The sequence below is a fragment of the Sphingopyxis sp. HIX genome (assembly GCF_001468285.1).
Lineage (GTDB): Bacteria > Pseudomonadota > Alphaproteobacteria > Sphingomonadales > Sphingomonadaceae > Sphingopyxis.
The window spans coordinates 78569-103884 of record NZ_LNSB01000012.1; the positions used below are offsets into that span (position 1 = coordinate 78569).

Annotated in this window: 24 protein-coding genes; 9 read left to right on the plus strand and 15 right to left on the minus strand. The window is 63.1% G+C overall.

What is annotated here, in order from left to right; all coding sequences use genetic code 11:
• The first annotated feature begins 18 nt into the window (after positions 1-18).
• Positions 19-2202: a TonB-dependent receptor gene (locus tag ATE62_RS07930; protein WP_058807208.1), complete on the plus strand. Its 2184-nt coding sequence runs from the start codon at positions 19-21 to the stop codon at positions 2200-2202.
• Positions 2203-2359: 157 nt separating this feature from the next.
• Positions 2360-3991 carry a long-chain fatty acid--CoA ligase gene (locus ATE62_RS07935; protein ID WP_197411620.1) on the plus strand — a complete coding sequence of 544 codons (1632 nt, stop codon included), beginning with the start codon at positions 2360-2362 and terminating at the stop codon, positions 3989-3991.
• Positions 3992-4019: 28 nt separating this feature from the next.
• Here ATE62_RS07935 and ATE62_RS07940 read toward each other — a convergent pair whose 3' ends face one another.
• From ATE62_RS07940 to ATE62_RS08000, 13 genes are all read right to left on the minus strand, one after another.
• A complete protein-coding gene (locus ATE62_RS07940) occupies positions 4020-4688 on the minus strand; it encodes a TetR/AcrR family transcriptional regulator (protein ID WP_156416858.1) in 669 nt (222 codons plus the stop codon).
• Between the two features lie 148 nt (positions 4689-4836).
• Positions 4837-5613: an SDR family NAD(P)-dependent oxidoreductase gene (locus ATE62_RS07945; protein WP_058807205.1), complete on the minus strand. Its 777-nt coding sequence runs from the start codon at positions 5611-5613 to the stop codon at positions 4837-4839.
• Between the two features lie 54 nt (positions 5614-5667).
• Complete coding sequence (locus ATE62_RS07950; RefSeq protein WP_058807203.1) at positions 5668-6366, minus strand: class II aldolase/adducin family protein; 699 nt, start codon at positions 6364-6366, stop codon at positions 5668-5670.
• Positions 6353-7360: a PdxA family dehydrogenase gene (locus ATE62_RS07955; protein WP_058807201.1), complete on the minus strand. Its 1008-nt coding sequence runs from the start codon at positions 7358-7360 to the stop codon at positions 6353-6355. The genes ATE62_RS07950 and ATE62_RS07955 overlap by 14 nt, the downstream gene beginning before the upstream one ends.
• Positions 7357-7905, minus strand: coding sequence for an aromatic-ring-hydroxylating dioxygenase subunit beta (locus ATE62_RS07960; protein ID WP_058807199.1), 549 nt, complete (start codon positions 7903-7905; stop codon positions 7357-7359). The genes ATE62_RS07955 and ATE62_RS07960 overlap by 4 nt, the downstream gene beginning before the upstream one ends.
• A 1-nt stretch (position 7906) precedes the next feature.
• On the minus strand, positions 7907-9328 hold the full coding sequence (locus tag ATE62_RS07965) for an aromatic ring-hydroxylating oxygenase subunit alpha (RefSeq protein WP_082662672.1): 1422 nt from the start codon (positions 9326-9328) through the stop codon (positions 7907-7909).
• A gap of 54 nt (positions 9329-9382) precedes the next feature.
• On the minus strand, positions 9383-10741 hold the full coding sequence (locus tag ATE62_RS07970; protein ID WP_058807197.1) for a spinster family MFS transporter: 1359 nt from the start codon (positions 10739-10741) through the stop codon (positions 9383-9385).
• Positions 10742-10761: 20 nt separating this feature from the next.
• Positions 10762-12210 (minus strand): aldehyde dehydrogenase family protein, encoded by a 1449-nt coding sequence (locus ATE62_RS07975; protein ID WP_228765595.1) that lies wholly within the window; start codon positions 12208-12210, stop codon positions 10762-10764.
• A gap of 49 nt (positions 12211-12259) precedes the next feature.
• Positions 12260-14476, minus strand: coding sequence for a TonB-dependent receptor (locus ATE62_RS07980; RefSeq protein WP_082662673.1), 2217 nt, complete (start codon positions 14474-14476; stop codon positions 12260-12262).
• Positions 14477-14525: 49 nt separating this feature from the next.
• Positions 14526-15020 (minus strand): aromatic-ring-hydroxylating dioxygenase subunit beta, encoded by a 495-nt coding sequence (locus ATE62_RS07985; RefSeq protein ID WP_058807193.1) that lies wholly within the window; start codon positions 15018-15020, stop codon positions 14526-14528.
• A complete protein-coding gene (locus ATE62_RS07990) occupies positions 15017-16207 on the minus strand; it encodes an aromatic ring-hydroxylating oxygenase subunit alpha (protein WP_058807191.1) in 1191 nt (396 codons plus the stop codon). The genes ATE62_RS07985 and ATE62_RS07990 overlap by 4 nt, the downstream gene beginning before the upstream one ends.
• Positions 16208-16318: 111 nt before the next feature.
• Complete coding sequence (locus ATE62_RS07995) at positions 16319-17176, minus strand: VOC family protein (RefSeq protein WP_058807189.1); 858 nt, start codon at positions 17174-17176, stop codon at positions 16319-16321.
• On the minus strand, positions 17173-18063 hold the full coding sequence (locus ATE62_RS08000) for a hypothetical protein (protein ID WP_058807188.1): 891 nt from the start codon (positions 18061-18063) through the stop codon (positions 17173-17175). The genes ATE62_RS07995 and ATE62_RS08000 overlap by 4 nt, the downstream gene beginning before the upstream one ends.
• A gap of 957 nt (positions 18064-19020) precedes the next feature.
• On the opposite strand from ATE62_RS08000, the gene ATE62_RS23840 reads away from it, so the two are divergent.
• The 6 genes from ATE62_RS23840 to ATE62_RS08030 all read left to right on the plus strand — a co-directional run bounded on the left by ATE62_RS23840 (position 19021) and on the right by ATE62_RS08030 (position 22746).
• A complete protein-coding gene (locus ATE62_RS23840; protein WP_058807186.1) occupies positions 19021-19617 on the plus strand; it encodes a YdeI/OmpD-associated family protein in 597 nt (198 codons plus the stop codon).
• Positions 19614-19982, plus strand: coding sequence for a type II toxin-antitoxin system Phd/YefM family antitoxin (locus ATE62_RS08010; protein ID WP_197411619.1), 369 nt, complete (start codon positions 19614-19616; stop codon positions 19980-19982). The genes ATE62_RS23840 and ATE62_RS08010 overlap by 4 nt, the downstream gene beginning before the upstream one ends.
• The gene (locus ATE62_RS08015) at positions 19966-20337 is read left to right on the plus strand and encodes a type II toxin-antitoxin system VapC family toxin (protein WP_058807182.1); all 372 of its coding nucleotides are present in this window, start codon (positions 19966-19968) and stop codon (positions 20335-20337) included. The genes ATE62_RS08010 and ATE62_RS08015 overlap by 17 nt, the downstream gene beginning before the upstream one ends.
• Positions 20338-20359: 22 nt before the next feature.
• The gene (locus ATE62_RS08020) at positions 20360-20950 is read left to right on the plus strand and encodes a hypothetical protein (RefSeq protein ID WP_058807180.1); all 591 of its coding nucleotides are present in this window, start codon (positions 20360-20362) and stop codon (positions 20948-20950) included.
• Between the two features lie 13 nt (positions 20951-20963).
• Entirely contained in the window at positions 20964-21449 is a 486-nt protein-coding gene (locus ATE62_RS08025; RefSeq protein WP_058807178.1) for a GFA family protein, read from the plus strand.
• Between the two features lie 64 nt (positions 21450-21513).
• Positions 21514-22746 (plus strand): MFS transporter, encoded by a 1233-nt coding sequence (locus tag ATE62_RS08030; protein ID WP_058807177.1) that lies wholly within the window; start codon positions 21514-21516, stop codon positions 22744-22746.
• Here the strand turns inward: ATE62_RS08030 and ATE62_RS08035 are convergent.
• Positions 22743-23447 (minus strand): helix-turn-helix domain-containing protein, encoded by a 705-nt coding sequence (locus ATE62_RS08035; RefSeq protein ID WP_058807176.1) that lies wholly within the window; start codon positions 23445-23447, stop codon positions 22743-22745. The genes ATE62_RS08030 and ATE62_RS08035 overlap by 4 nt on opposite strands.
• A 47-nt stretch (positions 23448-23494) precedes the next feature.
• Entirely contained in the window at positions 23495-23932 is a 438-nt protein-coding gene (locus ATE62_RS08040) for a YybH family protein (protein ID WP_058818489.1), read from the minus strand.
• Positions 23933-24052: 120 nt separating this feature from the next.
• On the opposite strand from ATE62_RS08040, the gene purT reads away from it, so the two are divergent.
• Positions 24053-25231: a formate-dependent phosphoribosylglycinamide formyltransferase gene (gene purT, locus ATE62_RS08045; protein ID WP_058807172.1), complete on the plus strand. Its 1179-nt coding sequence runs from the start codon at positions 24053-24055 to the stop codon at positions 25229-25231.
• Positions 25232-25316: the final 85 nt, after the last annotated feature.

Genomic DNA, 25316 nt, shown 5'->3' on the forward strand with positions numbered 1-25316 from the left:
GGGAGAGGGAGAAATATAATGTCGAAGAATAGCCGCAGAGGCTCGCGCATCCTGGCGAGCGGCGTCGCGATGATCGCGTTTGCATGGAGCGTGGCCGGCCACGCGCAGGAGACCGCAACGGCCACCGAGCCGGAGCCCGAAGCACAGTCGAGCACAGGCATTTCCGATATCATCGTGACGGCGACCCGGCGCGAGGAGCGGCTGCAAGACGTGGCGGTCGCCGTGACGGCAATCACGGGAGATTCGCTTTCGGCCGCCGATGTGTCGACGGTTCGTTCGCTGACCCAGGTTGTGCCCGGCTTCATCGGCAGCCGCAACATGGGCGTCTTTCAGCCCGTCATTCGCGGCGTCGGGTCGACCGGGATTTCCATCGGCGACGAGCCCAATATCGCCACCTATATCGATGGCGTGTACCAGCCGGAATCGGCCGCGAACTGGATCGACCTCGTCGAGGTCGAGCGCGTCGAGGTGCTTCGCGGCCCCCAGGGCACGACATTCGGGCGCAATGCCACCGGCGGCCTCATCAACGTGATCACGCCGGACCCGAGCTTCGATCTCCGCGGCAAGGCGTCGCTGCGTTACGGCCGGATGCGCAACGATGCGGGCGACTACGACGCGCGCTTCTACATCACCGGCGGGCTGAGCGACAAGTTCGCGGCGGATTTCGCCGCGCTGTATCGCAAGAACGATGGCTATATCGACGACCTTGTTCGCGGCGGCACGCTCGGCGACCAGCAGGTGATCAACCTGCGCAGCAAGCTTCTCTGGCAGCCCGCGGACAACGCCAAAATCATCCTTACGGGCGAGTTCTTCGACCAGAACAGCACGACCAACTCGCCGCAGCCGGTTAACGGAAACACCGCAGGCCGCCGTTTTCCCGGCGTCATACTGCCTACCGATGCATGGCAGGCATCCTTGACCGACATCCCGGCACTGGATCTTCGCCGTTGGAACGCAGCGCTTCACATCAAGCTTGAATTCGATGGCTTCAACGTCGAGGCGACGAGCGGCTTCATGAACCTGCGCTGGTATCAGGAAACCGATTCCGACGCCTCGAACATCTTCCTGGGTAATTTCCCGGCAGCCTTTGCGACCGAGTCGGGGAGCCAGGAAATCAAATTCAGTTCCGCCGATCCCGGCCGCTTCCAGTGGCTTGCCGGCGGCTATTTCTACCAGTTCGGGGGGCATTCCAGCCTGCAAATCGTGACCTCTGCCGGCCCCGGCATTCCAGCGACCACGCTCCGCCTTGACCCCGCGCTGTCCGGTCGCTCCTTCGCAGGGTTCGCCGAAGGAACCTACGAGATCGTCGACGATCTGTTCGTGACCGTGGGCGCCCGTTATACGACCGAAAGGCGCACGTTCGAACAGGTCGTGAATGGCAATCTCGTTGTTCCGAAGACGGCCAAATCCTTCAACAAGTTCAACTATCGCGGTGCCATACGCTACCAATTTTCGCCGGACGGCAACATTTATGCGAGCTACGGCACCGCGTTCAAGAGCGGCGTCTATAATATGGCCGGCACCTCGCCAAACCCGGTCAATCCGGAAAATATCAAGGCGTGGGAAGCCGGAATCAAGGTCGATCCCGTCGATTGGCTGCGCACGAACCTCGCCGTCTACCATTACACCTACGACGATCTCCAGGTGCAGGCGAAGGACGCATCGGGCCCGAGTTACATCCTGCAGAATGCGGCCAATGCGAAGATCTACGGCGGTGAGTTCGAGGCGATCGTGCAGCCGGTACAGGACCTGAGCATCCGCGGCTCGGTTGCTTACAGCCACGCTCGCTATCGCAACTTTCCGCTCGCCCAGAGCTTCTTTCCCCGCCCCGATGGCGGTAACACCGTTTCGCCGGCGGACGCTTCGGGCAACGTAATGACCCGCGCGCCCGAATGGACGTTCAACCTCGGCGTCGACTGGGGCCACGAGTTTGATGCGGGTCGCCTCGGCGTTTCCGTGAACACCTTCTATTCGAGCCGGCTCTATTATGATTTCCAGAATCTCTTTTCGCAGCCGAGCTATACCCTGACAAACGCGTCGATTTCCTTCGCTCCGACCGGAGATCGCTGGAAGTTCAGCCTGTGGGCGACCAACCTCACCAACGAGAAGGTCTTTCAGACGATCCGCGTCGGCGCCCAGGCGACCGATGGCTTTTACGAACAACCAAGGAAAGTGGGCGTCAGCGCCGAACTGCGGTTCTGACGCGCCCGAACGCGATCCGAGGGCGACGAATTCGCGGATCGCGTGCGGCCAGGCTGCCGCCTTGTCCGCCAGCGCTTGCCGATAAGGGCACGTGCTGGCGGACTTTGATTCACAAACGCTGGAGATTAGGTGGTCCATACCGACCCGGAGTGACTTCATGACGATCAACGGACAGATGCAACCGGCGCAGCTCACCATCGGGTCGATACTCGATTATGCCGTTCGCGCGCACGGTAACCGTCCCGTCGTATCGGTCGAACCCGGGAGCGCCGATCTGTGGCGCTACAACTATGCCGGACTGGCCCGACGGACGGCCCAGAGCGCCAATATGCTCGCCGCTGCGGGCGTCACCAGCGGAGACAGGGTATCGTCTCTCGGATGGAATACACACCGTCACCTTGAGCTCTTCTACGCCGTGCCGGGCCTCGGAGCGGTACTCCACACCGCCAATCCGCGCCTGTCCGACGAGCAACTGATATACACGCTGAATCACGCCGAGAGCCGCGTGCTTTTGTTCGAGGCGAATCTCGCCGCCCTGGTCGAGCGCATCGCGCCCGCGCTTCACCATGTCGAAACTTTCATCGTCCTCTCGGACGAGGCGCTTGCCGCTGGCGGTGAATTGGAAGCGCGCGCGTACGACACTTTGCTCGCCCAGTTCCCGGAGACGATCAGCTGGCCCATGTTCGACGAGAATTCGGCGGCATTTCTCTGCTATACCTCGGGCACGACGGGCGACCCAAAAGGGGTTCTGTACAGCCACCGGGCCGTTGTGCTTCACGCAATGGGGGCAAGCCTCGCGAGCGCATTTGGCCTCACGCCCTTCGATTCCGTGATGCCCTGTTCGTCGCTTTACCACGCAACGGCCTGGGGGCTTCCCTTCGTGGCCCCGCTTTGCGGCGCCAAGCTCGTACTGCCGGCAGACCGGCTGGACGGGGCGAGCCTCCACGAGCTCATTCGCGACGAGGAGGTGACCTTTACCGGGGGCGTTCCCACGATCTGGACCATGTATCTTGCCCATCTCGAGGCGACCCGGAGCGCACCCGGACCTTTGAAACGCATCATGATCGGCGGATCAGCCGTTCCGCGCGCAATGGCTGAGACGTTCAAATCCTCCTATGATGTCGATGTTCTCCAGCTTTGGGGAATGACAGAAACATGCCCACTCGGCGTCATTGCGACACCGACCCCGGCAATCGCTGCCCTCGGCGAGGCGGAGATGCAGGACATGTTGTGGACGCGCCAGGGGCGCCTCCAGTTCGGGGTCGACATGCGGATTGTGGGAGACGACGGCACCATATGCGCCCACGACGGCCGCAGTTCCGGGGCGTTGCAGGTGCGAGGCCCTTGGGTCGTACAACGCTATTTTCGCCAGCCATCGGACTGTACGGACGATCTCGGCTGGTTCGATACCGGCGACGTCGCGACGATCGACAGCTTCGGCTTCATGCGCATTACCGATCGCACGAAGGACGTTATCAAGTCGGGGGGCGAATGGATCAGTTCGATCGACCTCGAAAATGCAGCTGCCGGATGCAGCGGAGTAAAGGTTGCTGCCGTAGTCGGCATAGCGCATCCAAAATGGGAGGAGCGCCCGCTACTGATCATCGAGCCCCATGACGGGGCGGAGCCGTCCGAAAGCGATGTCATGGCGACCCTTTCAAGGGAGTTTGCCAAGTGGCAGCTGCCCGATCGGATTCTGTTCGGTCCCGTCCCGCTCACCGCGACGGGGAAGATCGACAAGAAGCAGCTGCGTGACCGTTATGCCGGGCTCTACGGGGCTGACAACTGACCGGGACCGGCGGCGGGCAGCGCCAAGGTCAACCGGCCTCGCCGGGCCCCTCGCCGTGGGCCGGCTGCTTGCGGAGCTTCCCGGTATATTCCGAAAGCAGATCGATGGTCATCCTTGTCACGCGCTTAGAGCGTTCAGGGTCGCGGCCAATCTGGTTTCTGATGGCCAGTCCTCGAATGACGCTCCACATCAGCCACAATATGTCCTCGGCGTCGGAAGGCGAAATACCGGTCCGGGCGAAGCGCCGAACCCAGGCCTGCTCGGCTCCGACACGCCGTCGCTTCGACATTCCCCGCACATCGTCCGCAAGCGCGCGAAGTTTGTTGCCCGAAATGACAAGGTCGAGTGCGATCAGGAAATCCTCCCCGTAAAAAAATGCTTCCGCATCCTCACAGGCGGCCTCGAGTATCCGATCGTCGTCTGCGGCTCTACCGGCGGCTTCGCTGGCTCGTTCCAACGCGACGGCAAAGACTTGCTCGAGGCACGCCGCAACGAGGAGGTCCTTCGTTGGGAAATGATGCAATTGCGCGCCGCGCGATACGCCGGCGGCGTCGGCTACATCCGCAACACGAAAAGCCGAATACCCCTTCTCTCGAAGTAATTCGATCGCCGCGGCGAGTATTCGGGCCCGCATCTTCCGGCTGCGCTCGCCCTGCGGGACACGGGATGCACCCGCTGCTTGGAGGTTATCCGTCACTCGCCTGCCACACCTCTCGCCTGAGCCTTCGCAGCACCGCTCGAAAAGGCTGCATAGCTTCCCGTCGGTCCGAGTTAAAGGCCTATTGGGTCCGCGGATCGCTCGCTGGCTTGCGGCGCGAAGTTCATATCATGTGCCGGCAGCGACCTCAGCGAAACGTCGTTCCTCCATCAACGGCAATCGACTGACCTGTTACGAACTCGCCTCCCTTGGAGGCGAGATACAATGCGGCAGCGAGCAGGTCGTCGGCTGTCTCGTGCCGCTTGATGCATTGCATGTTGAGTATCTGGGTCTTCTGCTCGGGGGTCACCGTTTCGCGTTCAATCTCCGTGAAGGTTGCGCCTGGGAGCAATGCATTGACCGTGATCCCGTCAGTGCCGAGTTCGCGCGCCATGGCGCGCGTCATACCGACGACCGCCGCCTTCGAGGCGACATAATGAAGATAATAGGGTCGCCCCAGCGTCACCACGCCCGACGAGATATTGATAATCCTGCCATGGCGGTTCCGCCGCATTACGGGGGCACAGGCTTTGGTGACGAGCATGACGCCGTCGACGTTGACGCGCATCACGTCGCGCCACTCCTCGTAAGGAATTTCCTCGAACGACCGCATCTTCAGCGTCGAGAATATGGCAGCGTTGTTGATGCAAATATCGATACGGCCGAACGCCGACAAAGTCTGGTCCACGGCGGCTTCGACGGCATCGGGATCGGCAACATCCGCAACGATGGCGATGGCGGCGCCGTCGCCGAACTCCGATACGATCTCCGCGGCAACCGCTTTCGCCTTGGCCTCGTTGAGTTCAACGATCGCGACTTTCGCGCCAGCCCGAGCGAAACCGTTCGCGAAGGTCCGGCCGATCCCCTGCCCTGCTCCGGTGATCAATGCTACCTGCCCTGCAAGATCCTGCCCAAATTCGGTCATATCCACTCCCTTTCTATCTCTTCGCGGTGCGACACCGCGACCTGCGCGGCCGCATTACCGACTTGCCGCGCGTGAATTCTCGGGCTGCTGCCATTCGGTCAGCCATTGCCAAAGTCTTTCGACAACCCCTCCCGACAGGGTCTGCCGCGCCCTGATTTCGCATGCGTCCAGGAGTCCGGTTGCGGGATCGAAGCCCATCGAGCGAATGTCCCGCTCGACGCGTGCCGCATCTTCGAGAAAGAAGGCGAAGGTTGCCGCCTCTTCTATGTCCCGGCCAACGGTGATCGCACCATTGGCACGCATGACGACTGCTGATGCGCTTCCCAGGGTCGTGGCGAGCCGAGAGGCGGATTCAGAATCGCGCAGCAACCTCGGGTCGTTCCAGAGCGGCGGGGCGGGCGCGAAATAAGCCCCCAGTCCATGGCGGGCCGCGGGGGTGATCCCCATCGTTGACAAGGCCATGGTCGCCGGCGGCATGATCCGGCAGATCCCTCCGACATCCGGTCGCGCGCGATAGATGGCCTGATGGGCTCGAACCTCTCCGAGGACGCCGGAAGGCAGATCCCCTTCGACCGAAACTATCGTCCCGGGCTCGTCGCGGATAAGACCCATAGGCATGGGCGCACATACCAGGAATTTTTCTGCATCGACCCTGGCGCTGCAATGCCCAAAGGCATGAACCAGCCCTGCGCGCCCCAATCCGCGAGCTGCCAGGCGGACCCGCTCGTCGAGAACGGGATCAAGGCGGTCCATCGCCGAACCCCTTTCCGCAACACAGCGACTCCGCCATTCGCATCGCAGCCGCCATGCTGGCGTGCTGAGCCACTCCTTTTCCGGCAATTTCCATAGCGGACCCGTGCGGAACGGTCAGGCGAACATAGTCCAGGCCGATATAGATTGTGCAGGCGCCCTCGAAGGCCGCTGTTTTGAGAGCGATCTGGCCCTGGTCGTGATACATAGACACGACGACATCGTAACGGCCCTCGATAGCAAGGCGAAAAATCGAGTCGGGAGATACCGGCCCCTCCACGCGCCGCCCTGCCGCCCGCGCCCGCTCTATGGCCGGCGCGATCTCTGCCGCCTCCTCCATGCCCATCGCGTGGGGGTTGAGCCCGGCCACGCCGATCCTGGCACCGGGCACCCCCCACCGCTGGAAGCTGTCGTCGACGACCTCAATCAGCCGGGAGATGGATGATGCGTTCACTGACGCCGGGACGGCGGAGATTGCAATATGTTCGGTTATGGGAACTACGCGAAGCGAGGGACTTACCCTGAGAAGATAGGTCCCCTCTGGCTGCAGGTCGTCGATCGATTCGACTTTCCCGGAAAGCTTCAGCGAAGAGGAATCGACCGGCGCCATGATCCAGGCCTGGATCTGCCCGTCCCTCGCCAATCCTTCCGCAATCTCGATCCATTCGATGACCGCCCTGCCCGACGCAGCGCCGGCCTGCCCGACCGACCATGCCTCCCTGGGCAGATTCCCGGGGTCGAGGACGGCAATCCCGCCGGCCGCATCGTCGATATCGTCAGGGGATCGGACCGGGTAGGCTTGACACGCGATTCCGCTCGCCGCGACCGCCAGCCGGACAGCGTCAATGCTTCCGATAAGGAGGTGGCGAGCCGACCGCGGATCGCGGTCCAGCGCGAGGGCTTTCGCGCAGACTTCCGGCCCGATACCTGCCGGGTCGCCGATCACCGTCGCGACGACCGGCAGCGCGCCCAGGGCTGCTGACGCGCCGCCGTTCACAGGAGAAACGTCACGTTGCGCATCGGGGAATCATTGGCGATCAGGTAAACTTTCTTCCCGAGTATCCGCAAGCCGTCCGCCTCGCGCCTCAATCGATGGGCGGCACGCCCGAACAACGACTGCTGCTCAGCCCCCCTGACTTCCCCGAGAATAAACGTCGAGAATGCCAGGATATCTGCAGGTCCCGAGGCGCTCGCGGTGATGTTGGAGACGATCCGGATCAACCGCGACTTCGGACTTTGCGAATGCATGCGCTTGTCCTTCAGGCGAAATATCCTGTCCTCGATCTGCGGATACCGTTCGTAGATGATCGAGACCGACTCTCGCGGATCGATGTCTTCGCCATTCGACGGAACCCAGTAGAGGCCGTCGGGGTGCCAGAGCCCGAGCCATGCGTCGAACGAATGGCTGTCCATGAGTTCGGCCTCGCGATACAGGAGCGCCTCGATCTCGCTATACAGGCTGCTGCCCGGCAATATGGACGTGTCGTCCCCGGCCCGCACAAACATGGAGACTTCGTCCCGTTCGGTCATCGCAACGCCCATTCTAGCCCTCCTCGAATTCCGGACGCCCCACCATCATCGTCAGCCATTGCTTGAGCTGGCCCCGTTGCGGCACCTCGTCCGAAATATGGCCAACGATGGTGCCGTCGGCCTCGACTCGTTCGCGGTTCATGCCGCGCGAAATGTTGATCCAGGGGTCGATGCTGGCGCCGAGACCTTTTTGGACGCGCTCGAAGATTTCGGCGTCGTCGGTGGAGCCAGACCCGGCCGGCCCATAAAAGGATTCATGCTGTCGAAGACGCAGCGCGTTGATTTCGGGACTGACGTTCGCAAACAGGACGGGGAACATGACGACCTCGGTCTCGTCGACAGAGATCGGGTTCACGATCCGTATCTGGTTGTTGATGAGCTGGAGATTGGGGAAAATCCCGACATGGGGGTCGCCGGCCATCGCGAGAAGCACATCGGCCCACGATTCGTCATGTTCTGCGTAGAGCGCCTCGATGTAATCGGTCCCGCCAGGCGTGTTTTCGAGGATTGATCGGAACTTGCCCGAGTGGTTTAGCCGGTGCTTCAGAAAATCGAGCATCGTGTGGCCATTCCCGAAGTCGCGCGTTTCGGAGACGCCGTCGAAGTTGAACGGGTTCGCGCTGTGGGTCGCGCCGAGACTATGGCCGGAATCGGAATGCCGCTCCCAAGTTGCCAGCACGGAGGCATGGACGAAGAGCGGATGATACCCGTCCATGCCGACCTGCTTCCAATTCCCCTTGTATATCGTTCGGTTCGACCCCGATCGCACCAGCAGTTCGCCACGCGGGGCTGAATCGACGAGAATGTCTATGACCTTTGCGGCGCCGCCGAGATATTGTTCGAGAGGGGGTACGGCATCGTCCAGTGCCGCGAACACGAACCCCCGGTAGCTTGCGACGCGGGGCACTGGGGTGAGGCCGTTCTCCCGGGCATCGAAACTCGGGCCGTAGCCATCGGGTCCGGATACGCTGACCAGTTCGCCCGAGTTCGAGTAGGTCCAGCCGTGATACCAGCAGCGAAAATAACTGTCGCGCCCCTCGTCGACTTCGCAGACGATCGCGCCGCGATGACGACATCGGTTCAGGAATACCCGAACTTCGCCATCCTGGCCACGAACGAAGATGACGGGCTGCCGGCCCATCTGGCGGCGTCGGAACTCTCCGGATTTCGCGATCTCGCTTTCGTGACCGATGTACACCCAGCCCTTATGGAAAATACGTTCCAGCTCGAGCTCGAATATGCGGGGATCGGTATAGACAGCCGAATGCACCCAGCCGGGCGCAACGAGCGAGCGCAGCCCCGCGGCATCGTATCGACTGCGCGCCACGTCGAGGCGGTCCGGCACACGATGCGGCCCTGGCGGCGCGGCGCGCTCTATCGCTGCCACATCAGCGGAGGCAGGCCGGGCAGGCGAGATTTGGTGCTCAGTTGGCATTTCATTCTCCGGATTGCGTCAAGAAACGGATATCCATTTGGTCTGAAGGGCTATTCACGAGACCATGTCGTCGGCAATCGACCTCCTCGCTTGCCAGAATATGTAGGCGGCGACCGGGGCCAGGAGGCTCGCGCCGACGAGAGCGAAGCGCAGGCTCGCTCCCTTGTCCTCGCCTGCCTGCCAGGCGATGACGTCGCTCGCAGATCCTACGAGCAGCGGGCCAAGGCCGACGCCGATCAGGTTCAGGATTAGGAGGAACAAGGCGGTCGCTGCGCCGCGCATCTCCGGCGGTGACACGCTTTGATGGGTGCTGTGGACCGGCCCCATCCACATGGCTCCCAGAATATTGGGAAGGGCGAGACCGGCGAGCGCGAATATTCCGCTGTCGACCGTAAAAATCAGCGCGTAACAAGGCAGGGAAGCTGCCGCCGCCAGCGCGGGGACGGTGACATAGGCCCGCGCGTCATTCCGGCCATGTCGGTCGGCAAGAAAACCGCCGAGCCACACCCCGATCGCACCGCCAAGGCCAGTGGATAAACCTAGAGTCAAACCCAGGAAGCCCGCCACGCCTAGGCCGGCAGAGGAGGCAAGGTCGCCAATCTCGGCGCCGTGGTTTCGGACGAAAAACGAGGCAAGAAACGGACCGAAGCCGTAGCCCACCGCCGCCTGGAGCGCGGTGGCCATGACCACCAGGCGGTAGGTGCGGATCCGCCACAATGTCACGACGGTCGCCACCGTCCCGATCGGCGCAAGGTCGGGACCCCGCTCCTTGCCGGTTCGCGGCTCGGACAAGACGAAGAGAAGACAGGGGGCGAGAAGAAGGCCTGGAACGCCGGCAAGGAAGAAGGCAGCGCGCCAACCATAGGCATCTGCGACCAGGCCTCCTAGTGCCATGCCGGCCAAGGTTCCTATCGGGACGCCGAGATAATAGAGCGCCAGCGACGAGGCACGGCGCTCGGGCCGGACATAGTCGACGATCAGCGAGTTTGCCGCTGGTGTCAGACCGGCCTCACCGATGCCGACGCCGACGCGGCCCAGCAGAAGCTGAGGAAAGTTCCGCGCCAAGCCGCAGGCGATCGTGAAGCCACTCCACAGGAGCACGGCCAGCGCCATGATCCGAGGGCGGTGGCCGCGATCTGCCCAGCGCGCGAACGGAATGCCGGCGAGACCGTAGAGCAACGCAAATGCGAGCCCCGACATCAAACCGATCTGCCAGTCCGCGAGCTTCAATTCTCGACTGATCGGTTCGGCGAGAATATTCACGATCTGCCGGTCGACGAAATTGAGCGCCAGTGCTCCGGTCAGGAACATCATGGCCGCGCGCGGCCCGAAGGGCAGCCCGGTGTCCGCGGCGCCCGGAGCGTCGTTCGATCCGCGCTTCCCCGTCAGAGTGTCGGGTGCGGTGGTCGACATCGGGGGTGCGCCCGGCGCTTTCACGTCCCGCCGGACCTGAGGGAGATGAAGATATTTTTCTCCTGCGAGAAGGCGAGCAGTTCGCCGAGACACTCCTCACGGCCGATCCCGGATTGTTTCATGCCGCCAAATGGGGCGCCGAGAATGTGGCGGGATGTCTCGTTAATCCACACATAGCCGACGTCGACTTCCATCGCGGTTCGGTGCGCCGTTTCGAGGTCACGCGTCCAGATGGAACATGTCAGTCCGTAATCGAGTTCGTTCACCGTCTCGATCATTGCTCTTTCATCGGACCACTTCATGATCCCCAGCACCGGCCCGAATATTTCCTCCTGAGCGATGCGCATGCCGGGCGTCACGTCCGCGAAGATCGTCGGTTCGACGAAGAGTCCCTTCGAGAGATCGGGGTCTGATGGCGCCCCTCCTCCGCAGATGAGACGGGCTCCATCGTTCTTTGCCGAAGCGATCGCTCCCATGATGCGCTCATACTGCTGCGGGCTGATCACGGCTCCCATCGACGTATCCGAATCGAGCGGGTCTCCTGGTCGAAAGCGCCCGACCGCCGCCTGGATGTGCGCGAGCACATCATCGTAGATGTCCTCGTGAACGAACGCCCGGCTTGTGGACCCGCACGACTGCCCGCACCAGGCGAAGTTCATGCCCTGTACCAGCGCCTGCCCCACTTCCCCCGGATCGGCGTCGCCATAAGCGATCAGGGCATTCTTTCCCCCGAGCTCCAGCAGGACCGGTTTCAGCGTAGCGCTTGCCGCGCGCATCACCTCGCGGCCCGCCGCCGCACTCCCGACAAGACTGATCATCGCCACTTTCGGGTGCGAGGCGAGCGCGGCCCCGGTCTCACCGTCCCCGGTCAGCACTCCGAACGTCCCGGCGGGCAACAAGCCATCGATCAGTTCTGCAAATCTGAGGGCCGAGAGGGGGGCCTGATCGGATGGTTTGACGATGACCGCGTTGCCCGCGGCCAGCGGAGCCGCGATTTTGCCAGCGCAGAAGAGAAAGGGGTGGTTGAACGCCAGAATGCGAGCCACCACGCCGAAGGGTTGCCGAACGGAGAAATTCACCGCGTCCGGGCCGACGGGGATGGACGCCCCCTTCATTTCCGTCACCAGGCCCGCGAAATATTCGATGAGCGCTGCCGCGACCTGCGCATCGCCGATCAATTCCCGGATCGGGTTTCCGCAGTCCAGCGCGTCAAGCCGGGCAAGCTCAGCGTGGTTCTTGCGGATGATTGCAGCCATCTCGCGAAGCAAGCGCGCCCGCTCGAGGGGCAAGACATCGCGCCATACGCGAGATGCGGTAACGGCGGCCAGCACCGCCCGATCGACGTCCTCCTTGCCGGCCTTCGACACGAGTGCGATGTAGGATCCGTCGGCAGGATTGATCGACGGTCGAAAGGTGTCGGATATCGGGGCATGCCACGCACCGCCGTAGTAGAGGCCATGTTCGATCATTGCTGCCATACCGGGACTCGCTGCTGGTCGATAAATCGGGTGACGGTGTTCAGAAGCTCAGCTCGATCCCGGCACCGATGCGCCGCGGCAGTTCGTAGCGAAGGTCGGTGCCGAGCGCTCCCGGGCGCACTTCCTGGATGATCTTCTCGTTCGCGATATTGGTAGCCCAGATCGAGAAACGGAACTTCTCGTCGGCGGTCCTCCAGGAAATCTCGCCGTTGATCGAGGTATAGGGATCCTGCTTTGTCGTGTTCAGGAAGTCGAAATAGACAGTAGAACTGCGAAAGAGGGAGCCATTGATATTCAGCGTTCCGGACTCCAGGGGCACATCGAGGCTGGGAGCGATATTGAAGGTCCATCGCGGTGCCCGCGGCAGGCGGTTGCCCGAGACATCGGCCTGCGAGACGACGTTCCCGCCCGTCGGCCTGGGGATGAAGACCTGGGCTTGCGGGAAATTGTCATATTGAGCGTGGGAATATGCGATGGCGCTGCTGACCCTGAAATTCTCGCTCGGCGCGATCGTGGTTTCCAGCTCCCCGCCATAGAGCGTCGCGTCCGCGGCGTTCTGCAAGACGTATCCGGGACCGATCGGATCCCTGGCAGTCACCTGCAAATCCTTGTAATCATAATGGTAGAGCGCAAGGTTCGCGCGTAGCCAGGGCGTGATATCCGACTTTATACCGCCCTCTAGGGCTCTCAGCGTTTCGGGATTGACGGCCGTCGCTGCCGTGCCGGTCATGTTGAACACGCCGCTCTTGAACCCGGTGCTGTAGGTTGCGTAGACATTCGTGTCCGGGGAGATCTCGAAGCGGACCGTTCCCTTGTAGGTGACCCGGCTGAAGGATTTTTTCGCGGTTTGCGGAAAGAGGGCGACGCCGTTGACAACCTGGTCGAAACTCCTCTTCTCGTCGGTGTACCTGATGCCCCCCGTTACGAAGAGACTGGGAACGACCTCGAGCGTCGCCTCGGCAAAGGCGGCATAGGAGGTGGTCTTGATCAGCGGGTCAAATGTGCGGACGAGCAGCGGCTGTGAAGGATCGGTGCGGCTGCTGAGAATGAAGTTCGCGTCGCCTTCGAGGTGGAAGGCGTAAAGGCCGGCGATCCACTGAAGCGGACCCGATCCATCCGATAGCAACCGAACCTCCTGGCTGTAATATTCGGACGTGATATTCGGTGCCACGAACGTCGCGAGGAGAATGTTGGAGGAATCGGAGTCGGTCGCTTGGGACGTTCGATTATGCGCATAGGCGCCCGTCGTTTCCAGGTTCACGCCCCCAAGATCGAAGCGCGTCTGAAGCGCGACACTGTACCGCCGGGTCTTGAGACTCGGACGCAGGTCGGTTGATAATTGCCAAGGCTTGGTCGGCAGGATTGCGCCGGCAAAAGCGCGCCCTGCCGTATTGTTTTCATAGGGCTGATACACATTCTCGGAACCGGCGCGATCGAAATACTCGCCAGTCAGGACGATCTTGCTGCCGTCGCCGTCGTTGAACATGAGCGTGCTTCGAACGTCTATGACACGATAGCCGCCAGCTTTGCCGCCGCGGACGAGATCGTCGACGAAATTGTCGGACTTGCGGTAAATACCTGCGATATCGGCCGCAACGGAGTCGGACAGCCCCCCGGTAAGGTAGCCGCGAATGTTATAATCCCCGTCGCCCGTTTCCATGGCAGCGGCACGGGCCGAGACGAGGCCGCTGAAGTCGAAGCTCGGATCGGGCGTGATGACATTGATCAGGCCGCCGGTCGCGTTGCGTCCGAAAATCGTTCCTTGCGGGCCTCGAAGCACTTCGACGCGGTCGACTTTCACGAGGTCGGTCCAGGTCGAGAACGGATCTCCTTGATATATGCCGTCAACATAGGTCGCGACATTGGACTCGTCGCCCACCGAAATGCTGCTCGATCCGACGCCGCGAATGACAGGAAGGAAGACGCCCGCCGCACGCCCGCCGAAAAAGCCGGGAACGACTTGCGTGAGATTGCGAATGTCGGCCGCGCCCGACCGTCCCAGGGCTTCGGACGTCACGGCGGTCACGGCCACCGGCACATCCTGCAGCTTCTGTTCTCGCCGCGTCGCTGTAACGACGATTTCCCCGAGCCCTCCGCCTTGCTGGGTCGATTGCTCGCTTTCCTCCTGCGGCGCCGTTTCTGCGGTCGGGGGCTGCGACCCGTCACCGACAACCGCAGATGATTGCGCGTTGCTCGGCGCAGCAATTGTCGCGCCAGCTGCGAGCAGCAAAGCTCTTGTGAGGTGATAGCCTTTCATTCCCCGTCCTCCTCCTCGTCATATATTTTTTGTAAATGCCGTTCGCCCCTCAGAGCGGGAACACGAGGTACCGCGGCAGGACCGAATTGTCGGTCACGGCGGTCCGCGACAGGAAGCGGCATCGACCGCCATCCATCCGGATGATGTCTTCGTATGTCCCTGTCGCGAGTTGCTGCGGCAGCCCGGTGTCGTCCGGCGTGAAAATCACCGAAAAATTCGACGACATCGCCACGCTGCCGTCTTCGCGCCGTTCGGCTGTTACGCGCTGCGCAAAGTGGCGCGTCCGGTAATCCTGAAACGTCCCGGCCCAGATATCCTCGATGAAGGTACAGCGGTCTATGAGCCTGTCTCGACAATCGTCGAGCATCATTGCCACCTTCAGGCCGCATTCGACGTCGTTTCGGGCCGTGCAAATGTAACTCGCATCCGGGTCATCGTCGAAAGTATCAAGCCAGGCCTTCATCGCCTTGCCGTCGAGCGCGGAGATATAGGCGGCTTGCAGCACGTCGAGGCTGGCCAGCTCTTCCAGGCTCAACTTGCTCATGCCGCCGTCCTCCGGAAGCCCATCGCCGCCCGGTAATATTCCCAGTGCGGAAGATTGCCGCTTTCGTCATTCTGCCGAAATTCGAAGCTGAGGCGCGACGGATCGGTCACACCCTTCTGGAAGACGGCCTTGCCCGGCGTGCGATTCCCGATGTGCACCCGGTGAAAAACCGACGCATCCTCCATGCTGATCAGGCCGGACGGCCCGATCGCATTCGAGCTTTGGCGGATACGGTGGCGCACCATTTCCTCGTCATCGTCCTGATGGGCGAAATAGGCGTAATTTACCTCGACCTCATCGATCGCGACCGGCGTGGCAAATCGAATGCTGATGACGTTGAGATAATTCGACGCGACGAGCATCGGAAAGAGCGCAAGAACGCTCGACCGCTTCGGGCGCCCTTCGTCACGGAACTCGATTACGGAGGTGTCGCGAATGACGCTGGTCGGCTTCGGGACGGTGAGTTCCGTATCGATACAATAATGCCCACGACCGGTCGTCGCATATTGTCTGCCGGCACCGCCCTGCCAATTAAGCATGGTGAACGCCTGGTGCAGAAGCGGCGGATGATAGCCGTCGTTGTCGCTGTAGGCCTTCCAGTTGGTGAGATATCGGACCCGGTGGTAGCCGATCAACCTGAGGCGGCCGTCACCGCCCATGATATCCATAAGCGAGGTCTTCGCTTCCTGCAGGAAATCGTCGAGGCTGTCGGTATCGGGCGACAAGGTGACGAACAGGAGTCCGCCCAACGATTCCTGACGCGGCTGAGCCAGCGGATAGTCCTTCTTGTCGAACCCGGGCGTGAACTCGCGCTGGTTCGGACAACCGACCAGCTCGCCTGCGCTATTGAACAGCCAGCGATGATAGGGACATTCGAATTCGGTCCGATTGCCGGACGGTTTGACCTCGATCTGGTTGCTGCGATGCGAGCAGGCGTTGTAGAAGGCCCTGACCTTCCCGTCCTCGCCCCTGATGATCAGGAGGGGGACGTCCGCGAGATTGCAGGTCTTGAAGTCGCCGGGGAGCGGCACCTCGCTTTCATGCGCGACGGGATGCCATTCCGGCCCCCGAAAAATCCGGTTGATCTCGGCTTGATAGAGATCCTGCCGAACGAATATCTCCTTGGGGATCTCATTGTAATTTGCCGGCCAGACAATGTCTCGCTGATACGCCTCCTGACCCGTCATCTCCCGTCCTTCCTCTAGCGCTCCACCGGCGCGTTATCGTTTGCTTCAAGATTTGAAATCGATGTGCCCCGGCTACGCTCGCAGGCACCGCGAGCCCAAGGCCGCGGACATTTAGCTCGACAGCTCCTTCATCTTCGGCGAGGCACCCCACATGCAGAAGCTCCTCGGCTCGAACCCGAACTGACGCTCCCTGTATGTCTCCTCATCGACCTCCCGGACCCCAACGGAATATTCGAAGACCATTCCGTCAGGGCCCTCGAAGTAAACGAACCGCGCCCCTGAGGTCGGGTGCCGACCGGGACCGAACACGATTGGAACCTTGTGCTGCCGAAGCAGCGAATAGCTGCGTTGGACGTCGTCGATCGACTCCACTTGGTGATTGATATGCTGGATTCCGAAACGATCCGACGGCACCAGCGCGATGCTGTGATGAATCTGGCTCAGTCGCAGCAGCGGGAGCTCGCCGACGCGATCGCTCACGCGCGCGTTGCAGACCTGGGTCCAGAAATGTTCGTCGCGCGCCGGGTCGCTACTGAACAATCCGACGTGGCTGAAGCCCGTGATTCCGGCATCGCGACTTAATGTCGCGCCGCGCCCCGAGACCTGGGGAGCGACCGCGAATTCGATTTGCGCGCCCCCCGCATCGCGGAATGATATGAAGTCGATGACGCAACGTTGTTCGCGCTCCTCGTGCGATCCGCGCCGCACCGCGTGCCCGAGCGCCTCGAGCGTCGTGGCCGCACTCTCGAGGTCCGTGCCACTGGCGAGTTCGAAGCCAACGACCGTCTCGGCCGGATCGCCGGTTTCGTAACTCATCGTGCACATGCGATGGTCGGACCGAAAGGATCCGCGATCGCGTGCGCGATCGACAACCTCGAGTCCGAGAATGCGGGTCGCGAAGTCCGCAGCATGCTCGAGATCAGGGGTCTTGAGCCGTGTGTACGCGATATCGAGAATGCCGATTGTCATAACGCCGAACCTCCCAGTTCAACGAGTTGGGAGGTGGACCCCCAACTGCACCGTGACGACGGCAGGTCGGCGAACTGGCGAGGTCGCGAGCCTTGCGGAAGAGGAACGGACCCCGTCGAATAGGAGAAATAGAAGCCCGGTACCGGACTGCTGAAAGTCAGGAATATTTCACCGCTGGCCGGATCCTTGCCCGGACCTCGAACGATGGCGACCTGGCGCTCCAGGAGAAAATAGCTCGATTGCATCACGGCATCGATGCTCTCGACCTCGTATCCGCCAACGAGAAAGCTGTCGCGCTTTGACGGGACGAGCATCACGCGATGATGCTGCCCGTCCCAGCTGAGGTAGACCGCGTCCCCGACCCGGTCAGTGATGCGCGCGCCAAAGGCTTCGACCCAGACTTCAGCATCGGAAGCGGGGTCGAGGCAACCCAATATGACCTGGTTCAGGCCAAGAATTCCCGCGTCTCGGGACGGAAAATAGCGTCGACCGCTATCTTCGGGACGTACGACGAGCTCGATGCAATTGCCGCTGAGGTCGCGGCAGCTGAGTCCGGCATGGTAGCGGCGCGCCCGGCATAGCTCATATGGTATCGCCTCGGCTCGCCATCCCAGCTTCGGAAGCTGCTCCGAAAGCGCGTCCAATTGTTCAACGGTCCGGAGCGAGATGCCCACCACAGGGCGCGTCGTCTGTCCCGAGGCATCGAACTCAAGGCTATAGTATCGGGCATCCGAACGAAAACGTTCCCCATTGGGCACCTGGTCGACACGCTCCAGGCCCACAATCTCCACGGCGTGGCGCGCCGCTTCATCGAGCATGGGGCATGGGACCCGAATGAACCGCAACTGCTCTAGCATGAGCGCCTTCCATAGTTTCAGTCCGTCCATACTGTTTGTTTTGATTCGAAACAAGCCTGTTGGAAAGGGCAGCCCAAATCTAACAGTCAAGTGGTTGATTCAGAACGACAACAAGTCTCTATTTCCGCGCGTGGTCGTGAGCAGGCGTGCACCGCGCAAGACACTCTTCCGGAGCTCGCGGAGCCACATCGGCAAGCATCGCTATTCCGAGGGCCGTGCAAGAAGCTTCAGGAGAGGGTGGGCTCGAGGATAGGCCTCGGCAAACGACAGCGGCTTGCCATCGGCCCTTACCTTGATCTCGAATATCGGCCCTTCGGCGCATGATACACCCGCCGTTGAATGCATACGGCGATATGGTGGCGGCGACGATCGCGGCAAATCCACCTCCCAGAATCAGGCCATTGTCCTCAAGGAAAATCGTTGCACATTATGCCAAACCTGTCAATCAGCGGCGCCTCGCCCCGCTAAGACATCGCATCGGACAAAGACTGATCCCGAGCTCATGGCGCTACGTTCAGGACGCTGCCATTCTCCGACGTCCGCTTGCTCGATCGAGCATTTGAATGCGGGGGCGCGCACCGGACAGCCAAATGCTGGATGGGAAAGCGCGTTCAAACCTCTTGGTGGGAATTTTGTGCGGCACATTCCGACCCGGCGATTCGCGGCAGTCGATGGTCGACGAGCGGCTGGAAGCGCGGTTGCGATAAGCGCCGAATGTCACTGCAACAGCGCTACCCCTTGGAGAAAACCGTTGCAAATTCGCGCAAATCCGTGCCTAATTTCGGACCTCGGCCGCGCTCCGAGGCGAGCCGATAGTTATCGATAGGTTCCGAATTCGCGACACGGCCGAATCGAGGAATTTCTCTCTATTTTTCAAAAGCGTAGGTTTTTGACGGGCCGCAGTTCGGTCATTTCGGACCAAATATTTTTTTTGGAAGTATTTTCAGTGCGTTACGCCTTAGAAAATTATTGAGTGGGAGTGAGGCGGTGGCCGCGGTCCATGTAGACCCCGCCAAGGTCCACGAATTCGTGGACATGGACGGTTTCTACGACTGGCTCGCCACGCATCACGCCACCGAACGCGAGGTGTGGATCAAGATCCACAAGGTCAAGTCGGGCCTGCCCTCGATCACCCCCGAACAGGCGATCCACGCCGTGCTCTGCTGGGGCTGGATCGACGGCATCCGCAAATCCTTCGACGAAAAGAGCTTCCTCCAGCGCTACAGCCCACGCGGGCCGAAGAGCGTGTGGAGCCAGATCAACATCGACAATGTCGCGCGGCTCACCGCCGAGGGGCGGATGACCGAACATGGCCAAAAGCAGGTCGAAGCCGCCAAGGCCGACGGCCGCTGGGACCGCGCCTATCGCGTCAAGGGCTCCGAGATCCCCGACGACCTGCAAGCCGCGATCGACGCCGAGCCCGCGGCAAAGGCGATGCTGGCCAGGCTGACCGCACAGAACCGCTTCGCGCTCATCTTCCGCCTCGGCAACATAAAGACCGAACCAGGGCGGAAGAAAAAAATCGCCGACCTCGTCGCGATGCTGGCGCGCGGCGAGACCTTCCACCCGCAAAAGGCGAAATGACGGCGTTCGATAAGGGCCGCAACCTTGACCAACCAGCTTGGCCAAGCTACTTTGGCCAAGCTATGACCATCCATGTCAACATCGGCGAAGCCAAGACGCGGCTATCCGAATTGGTCGCTGCGGCGCTGCGCGGCGAGGAGGTCATCGTGCAGCGCGACGGCCAGCCCAAGGTGCGCCTCGTCCCGCTTCCCGAGGCCGAGGCGTTGGAGCGTGAGGCGATAGCCGCCAAACGACGGGCAGCCTTCGGTTTCGCACGCGAGAAATATGCGCATCTGCCGCCGGAGGCTTTCGACGTGCCGCCGTCGATGACCGATGAGGAAATCGAAGAACGTTACCAACGGAAATTCGGTGCAGCTCCTGATTGATACCCAGATACTGGTCTGGTTGGTCGTCGGCGACAAACGCCTGCAGCCGGTTCAACAGGAGGCGCTCTTCGACCCCGGCAACCAGTTGCTCGTCAGCGCGGCGATTGCCTTCGAGTATAGCGATCTTCGCGCGCGGGGGCGACTGCCGGTCGACGAGCCTCTGACCGAGCTGGAAAACCGGTTCGGCATTTCGGTCATCGATTTTCCTGCACAGGCATGGCGCATTGCGGCCGAGCTGCCTAAAATTCATCGCGATCCGGTCGACCGCATGCTCGTCGCCCATGCGCTGATCGACGAAATGACGTTGATCACTGCCGATGCCGATATCCGGCGCTATCCGGTGCCCTGCATCTGATCCTCATCAAGCGAGACAGGCCATGCTGAAAGTCGCCGCCGCCGCCATTTTGCTCCTCCTCGGCGCCTGCTCCTCACCCTCGTCCGCGCCCGGCACCGAGCCCGCGCAAAAGACTAGCCAACCCGCGCCCGTCGTGCCCGACGCGACGCCTTCGAAACCGTCGCCGCCCAAACCGGCACCCGCCGTCCTGCTCTCGCCCGGCGGACTCGTCGCCGCGGGTCAGCTGCTGCGCTTCGGCATCCCGCGCGCCGAAATCGAGGATGCGATCGGTGCGGCGCAGGGCGCGGCGACCGAGCGCGGCAGCAGCTCCGAATGCGGCGCCGGCACGGTCGACTACACCCGCTACAAGGACGGCCTGCAACTCACCTTCCAGGACGGCAAATTCGCCGGCTGGACGATCAACGCCGCCGCATCGCCGCTCAGGACCGCCAAGGGTATCGGCATCGGTTCGACGCGGCAGGAACTCGACGCCGCCTTCGCGGATTTGACCGTCGAGGATTCGTCGCTCGGGCTGTTGTTCAGTTCGGGCGACCTCACCGGCCTGCTCGATATCGACGGGATCGAGGGGCTGGTCACCGACATCTGGGCGGGCACCGTCTGCCTGATCGACTGAGCGAGGAAGATAGATGGCCGACCGGATCGAAACCGACGCCTCGGGCGGCTGCCAGTGCGGCGCGGTGCGCTATCATGTGCGTGCGGTGCTCGACAGCTCGCACATCTGCCATTGCCGCATGTGCCAGAAGGCGGCGGGCAATTTCTTCATCGCGCTGATCGGCGTCCCGCGCGACGCGATCGCCTGGACGCGGGGCGAGCCCGCGACCTTCGCCAGCTCGGACAAGGCGGCGCGCGGTTTCTGCCGCGATTGCGGCACGCCGCTCACCTACGACTATCACGAGAGCCAGCATATCAACCTGACCACCGGCTCGTTCGACGACCCTTCGGCCTTCCCGCCGCGGGTCCAATATGGCGCCGAGGGCCAGCTGCCCCTGTTCGAAGCGCTGCCGATCCCCGCCGACGGCACGACCGAGGAGACGATGGCGGCCTATGTCGGCGCGATCAAGGCGAGCAACCACCAGCATCCCGATCACGATACGAGCAAATGGCCCGAATGAGGGGCTAAACGCCGCCCCTCCCCTGTGATACGCCTCGCCCCAAAGGGACGGGGAGAGGTCCATCATGGCGACGAAGGAAGCCGGCCGCGCGAGCGGCGCGCGCATCACCTGGGTGGTGGTGCTGATCGCGCTGTCGGTGCTGCTCAACTATGTCGATCGCGGCGCGATCGGCGTCGCCGCGCCGCTGATGAAGGACGACCTCCAGCTCTCGGCCACCGGCTTCGGCGTCGCGGTCTCGGCCTTCTTCTGGGTCTATGCCCCCGCCTGCCTGTTCGTCGGCTGGCTCTGCGACCGTTTCTGCGTCTACCGCGTCTTCGCGCTCGGGGTGACGATCTGGGCGGTCAGCACCGCGCTCACCGGCTTCGTCGGCGGGCTCGCCTCGCTCGTGCTGCTCCGCCTCTTCCTCGGGCTCGGCGAGAGCATCGCCTTTCCGGGCAGCAGCAAGATCTTCGCCGCCGAAGTGCCCGCCGAACGCCGCGGCATCGCCAACGCCTCGGTCTCGGCCGCGCTCGCCTTCGGCCCCGCGCTCGGCGTGCTCTTCGGCGGCGCGATCCTCGGCGAATGGGGCTGGCGCGCGGTCTTCTGGGTCTTCGGCCTCGTCACCCTGCTCTGGCTGATCCCCTGGCAGGTCGCCGCTGCGCCGCTCCGCGCGCAGAGCATCGCCGCGCCGCCTGCCGAGCGCGTGTCGATGGCGCGGCTGCTCCGCATCCCGACGCTCTGGCGCATGGGGCTCGTCCACTTCCTGTCGAACTATGGCTTCTATTTCCTGCTCGCCTGGCTGCCGCTCTATCTCGTCGGCACGCGCGGCTATTCGATCGGCGAGATGACGGTGCTCACGACCTTGAGCTTCACGACGCAGGGTGTCGTCGCGCTCGGCGCGGGCTGGCTCTCCGACCATATGGTCGCGCGCGGCAGCCATGAGGGCGAGCTCCGCCGCTGGCTGATGATCGCCGGCCAACTCGCCACTGCGTCGGCGATCGCCGGCATCGCGGTCGCGGACGGCGCCGCGATGCTCGCGCTCTGGCTCGTCGTCGCGGGGATCGGCACCGGGCTTATCGCCACCAACCTGTTCGCGATCGGCCAGATCTTCGCCGGACCGCGCGCCGCGGGCAGCTGGGTCGGGGTGCAGAATGCGCTCGGCAATATCTCGGGCATCGTCGGTCCGGTGATCACCGGGCTGATCGTCGATTATCTCGGCGGCTATGGCTGGGCCTTCGCCAGCGCCGCCGCGCTTTCGGCGCTCGGCGCCCTGCTGTGGTGGACGATCATTCCCGATATCCGCGAGATCGAGACTTAGAGCAGCGCCGCTTTGCCGCGCCCCATCGCCAGCCCCGCGATCGCAGCGCTGGGGGTCAGGCCAAAGGCGCGGCGGAACATGCGCGACAAATGCGCGGTGTCGGCGAAGCCCGCGTCCATCGCCGCGGTGCGCACCAGCGCGCCCTCGGCCATCGCCTGCGTCGCATGCTGCACCGCGAACCACAATTTGAACATCCGGAAGCTCTGCCCCGTCGCCGCGGCGAAGGCGCGCAGCGCGCGCGTGCGCTCCATGCCCAGCCGGCGGGCGAGTTCGTCCTGCGTCATCCGCGCCATCGGATCGGCATAGATCGCCCGCACGACCGCGGCGATATCGGGGCGCGGGCCAGTGCCGCCCGCCAGCCGGTCGCGCAAGTCCGCCACCGCCGACGCGTCGCCCTGCATTGCATCGCTTGCGGCCTGCGCGAGCTTGCCCGTCAGCGCCTGCCCCAGCGGCGCCACGAAGGGAAAGGCCAGCCCGTTGAGGTAAAGCACATCGGCACCGCGTTCGGCAAAGGCGACGCCGTGCACGACATCGGGCCGCACGAGCAGCATGTCGCCCTCGACCCGCACGCCATCAACTTCGATCCGCACTGGCCCCGTTCGCCCCACCAGCAAAGTCGTCACCGCATTGGCGTGCGGCGCGAGCGCGCGGCTGCCCACCGGGAAACGCGCGGCGAGGAAGGGCGAGATCGGGTCGGGCATCGGCGGCGACTATCCTCCTCCGGACAGCGCCGCGCAAGCGCCGCCGGTCAGCGGACGATCCCCGCGCGGGCGAAGGCCGCCGCCATCGCCTGCGCATCGGGATAGACGTCCTTGCTCACCACCTCGCCTGCGGCGTTGACCATGACGACGTCGACCATGTCGACATGCGCGATGAACGCCTCGCCGCCCGCGAGCGGCAGCGTCAGCACCATCGTCCAGTCGAACACCCAATAATCCGCGCCATAGAGGCGGCGGCCCTCGATCATCGAAAAATCATAGGTCGCGAACAATGTCCGGCAATGGTCGCGCAGCGCCTCACGTCCCTCGATCGGCGGCGACCCGTCGTGGAGCAGGAAGATCGTGTCCGCCGAATGGAGCGACGCGATCAGGTCGGGATCCTTGCTTGTCCAGCCGACATGATAGCGTTCGAACAGCGCTTCGGTCGGCATGGCCTTCTGGGGGGCGGCAGCGACGGCAACGGACATGGGCTTTCTCCTCTCGAGCCCGCATTCTATCCGATGCGACCGCGACCGCGTTGAACGAACGTGCATTGCGCTCGGCCGCGATATCGGCTGTGGAAGGGCCCTTCAGAATCGGAGCGCCGCATGACCCCCACCGCCACCATCCTCCTGCTCGGCTCGGGCGAACTCGGGCGCGAGTTCGTGATTTCGGCGAAGCGCCTCGGCGCCCATGTCATTGCCTGCGACAGCTACGAAGGCGCCCCCGCGATGCAGGTCGCCGACGGCTTCGAAGTCTTCTCGATGCTCGACGGTGCCGCGCTCCGCGCCACGATCGAGAAGCACAAACCCGACCATATCGTCCCCGAGGTCGAGGCGATCCGCACCGAAATCCTCGCCGAGGTCGAGGCCGAGGGGTTCCATGTCGTACCCAGCGCGCGCGCCGCGCAGCTCACGATGAACCGCGACGCGATCCGCGACCTCGCCGCCAGCGAGCTCCGGCTCACCACCTCGACCTTCGAATATGCCGAAACGCGCGAGGAACTCGTCGCCGCCGCGAACCGCATCGGCTTCCCGCTGGTGGTAAAACCCGTCATGTCCTCGTCGGGCAAGGGCCAGAGCACGGTCAAGGACGCGGCGGGGATCGACGCCGCCTGGGACTATGCCGCCGCGGGCATGCGCGGCGACCGCCTGCGCGTGATTGCCGAGGCCTTCATCGACTTCGATTACGAGATCACCCTGCTCACCGTGCGGCACAAGGACGGCGTGCGTTTCTGCCCGCCGATAGGCCACCGCCAGGAACGCGGCGACTATCGCGAAAGCTGGCAGCCCGCCGCAATGTCCGATGCGGCGCTCGCGAGCGCGCAGGAGATGGCGACCAAGGTCGTCGACGCGCTCGGCGGCCACGGCATCTTCGGGGTCGAGTTTTTCGTGAAGGGCGACCAGGTCATCTTCTCCGAACTCTCGCCGCGCCCGCACGACACCGGCATGGTGACGCTCATCTCGCAGAGCCTCTCCGAATTCGACCTCCACGCCCGCGCGATCCTGGGCCTGCCGATCCCTGCCATCGCGGTGCCCGATGCCAGCGCCAGCGCCGTCCTCCTCGCCGACCGCGACGCGAGCGACTTCGCGATCGCGGGCTTGGCGGAGGCGCTGACCCCGCCGAACGCCGAAACCTCGGTCGACGCCCGCATCTTCGGCAAGCCCGTGACGCGCCCGTACCGCCGCATGGGCGTGACGCTGGCGAAAGTCGCGGGCGGGACGACGGACGATGCGCGCGAGGCGGCGGTAGCGGCGGCGGGGAAGCTGGTCATCGAATATCGGTGACGGCGGGTATCGGGTGTTAGCGGCCATCCTAATCCTCCCTGTCGCGAAGCGATGGGGAGGGGGACCATGCGAAGCATGGTGGAGG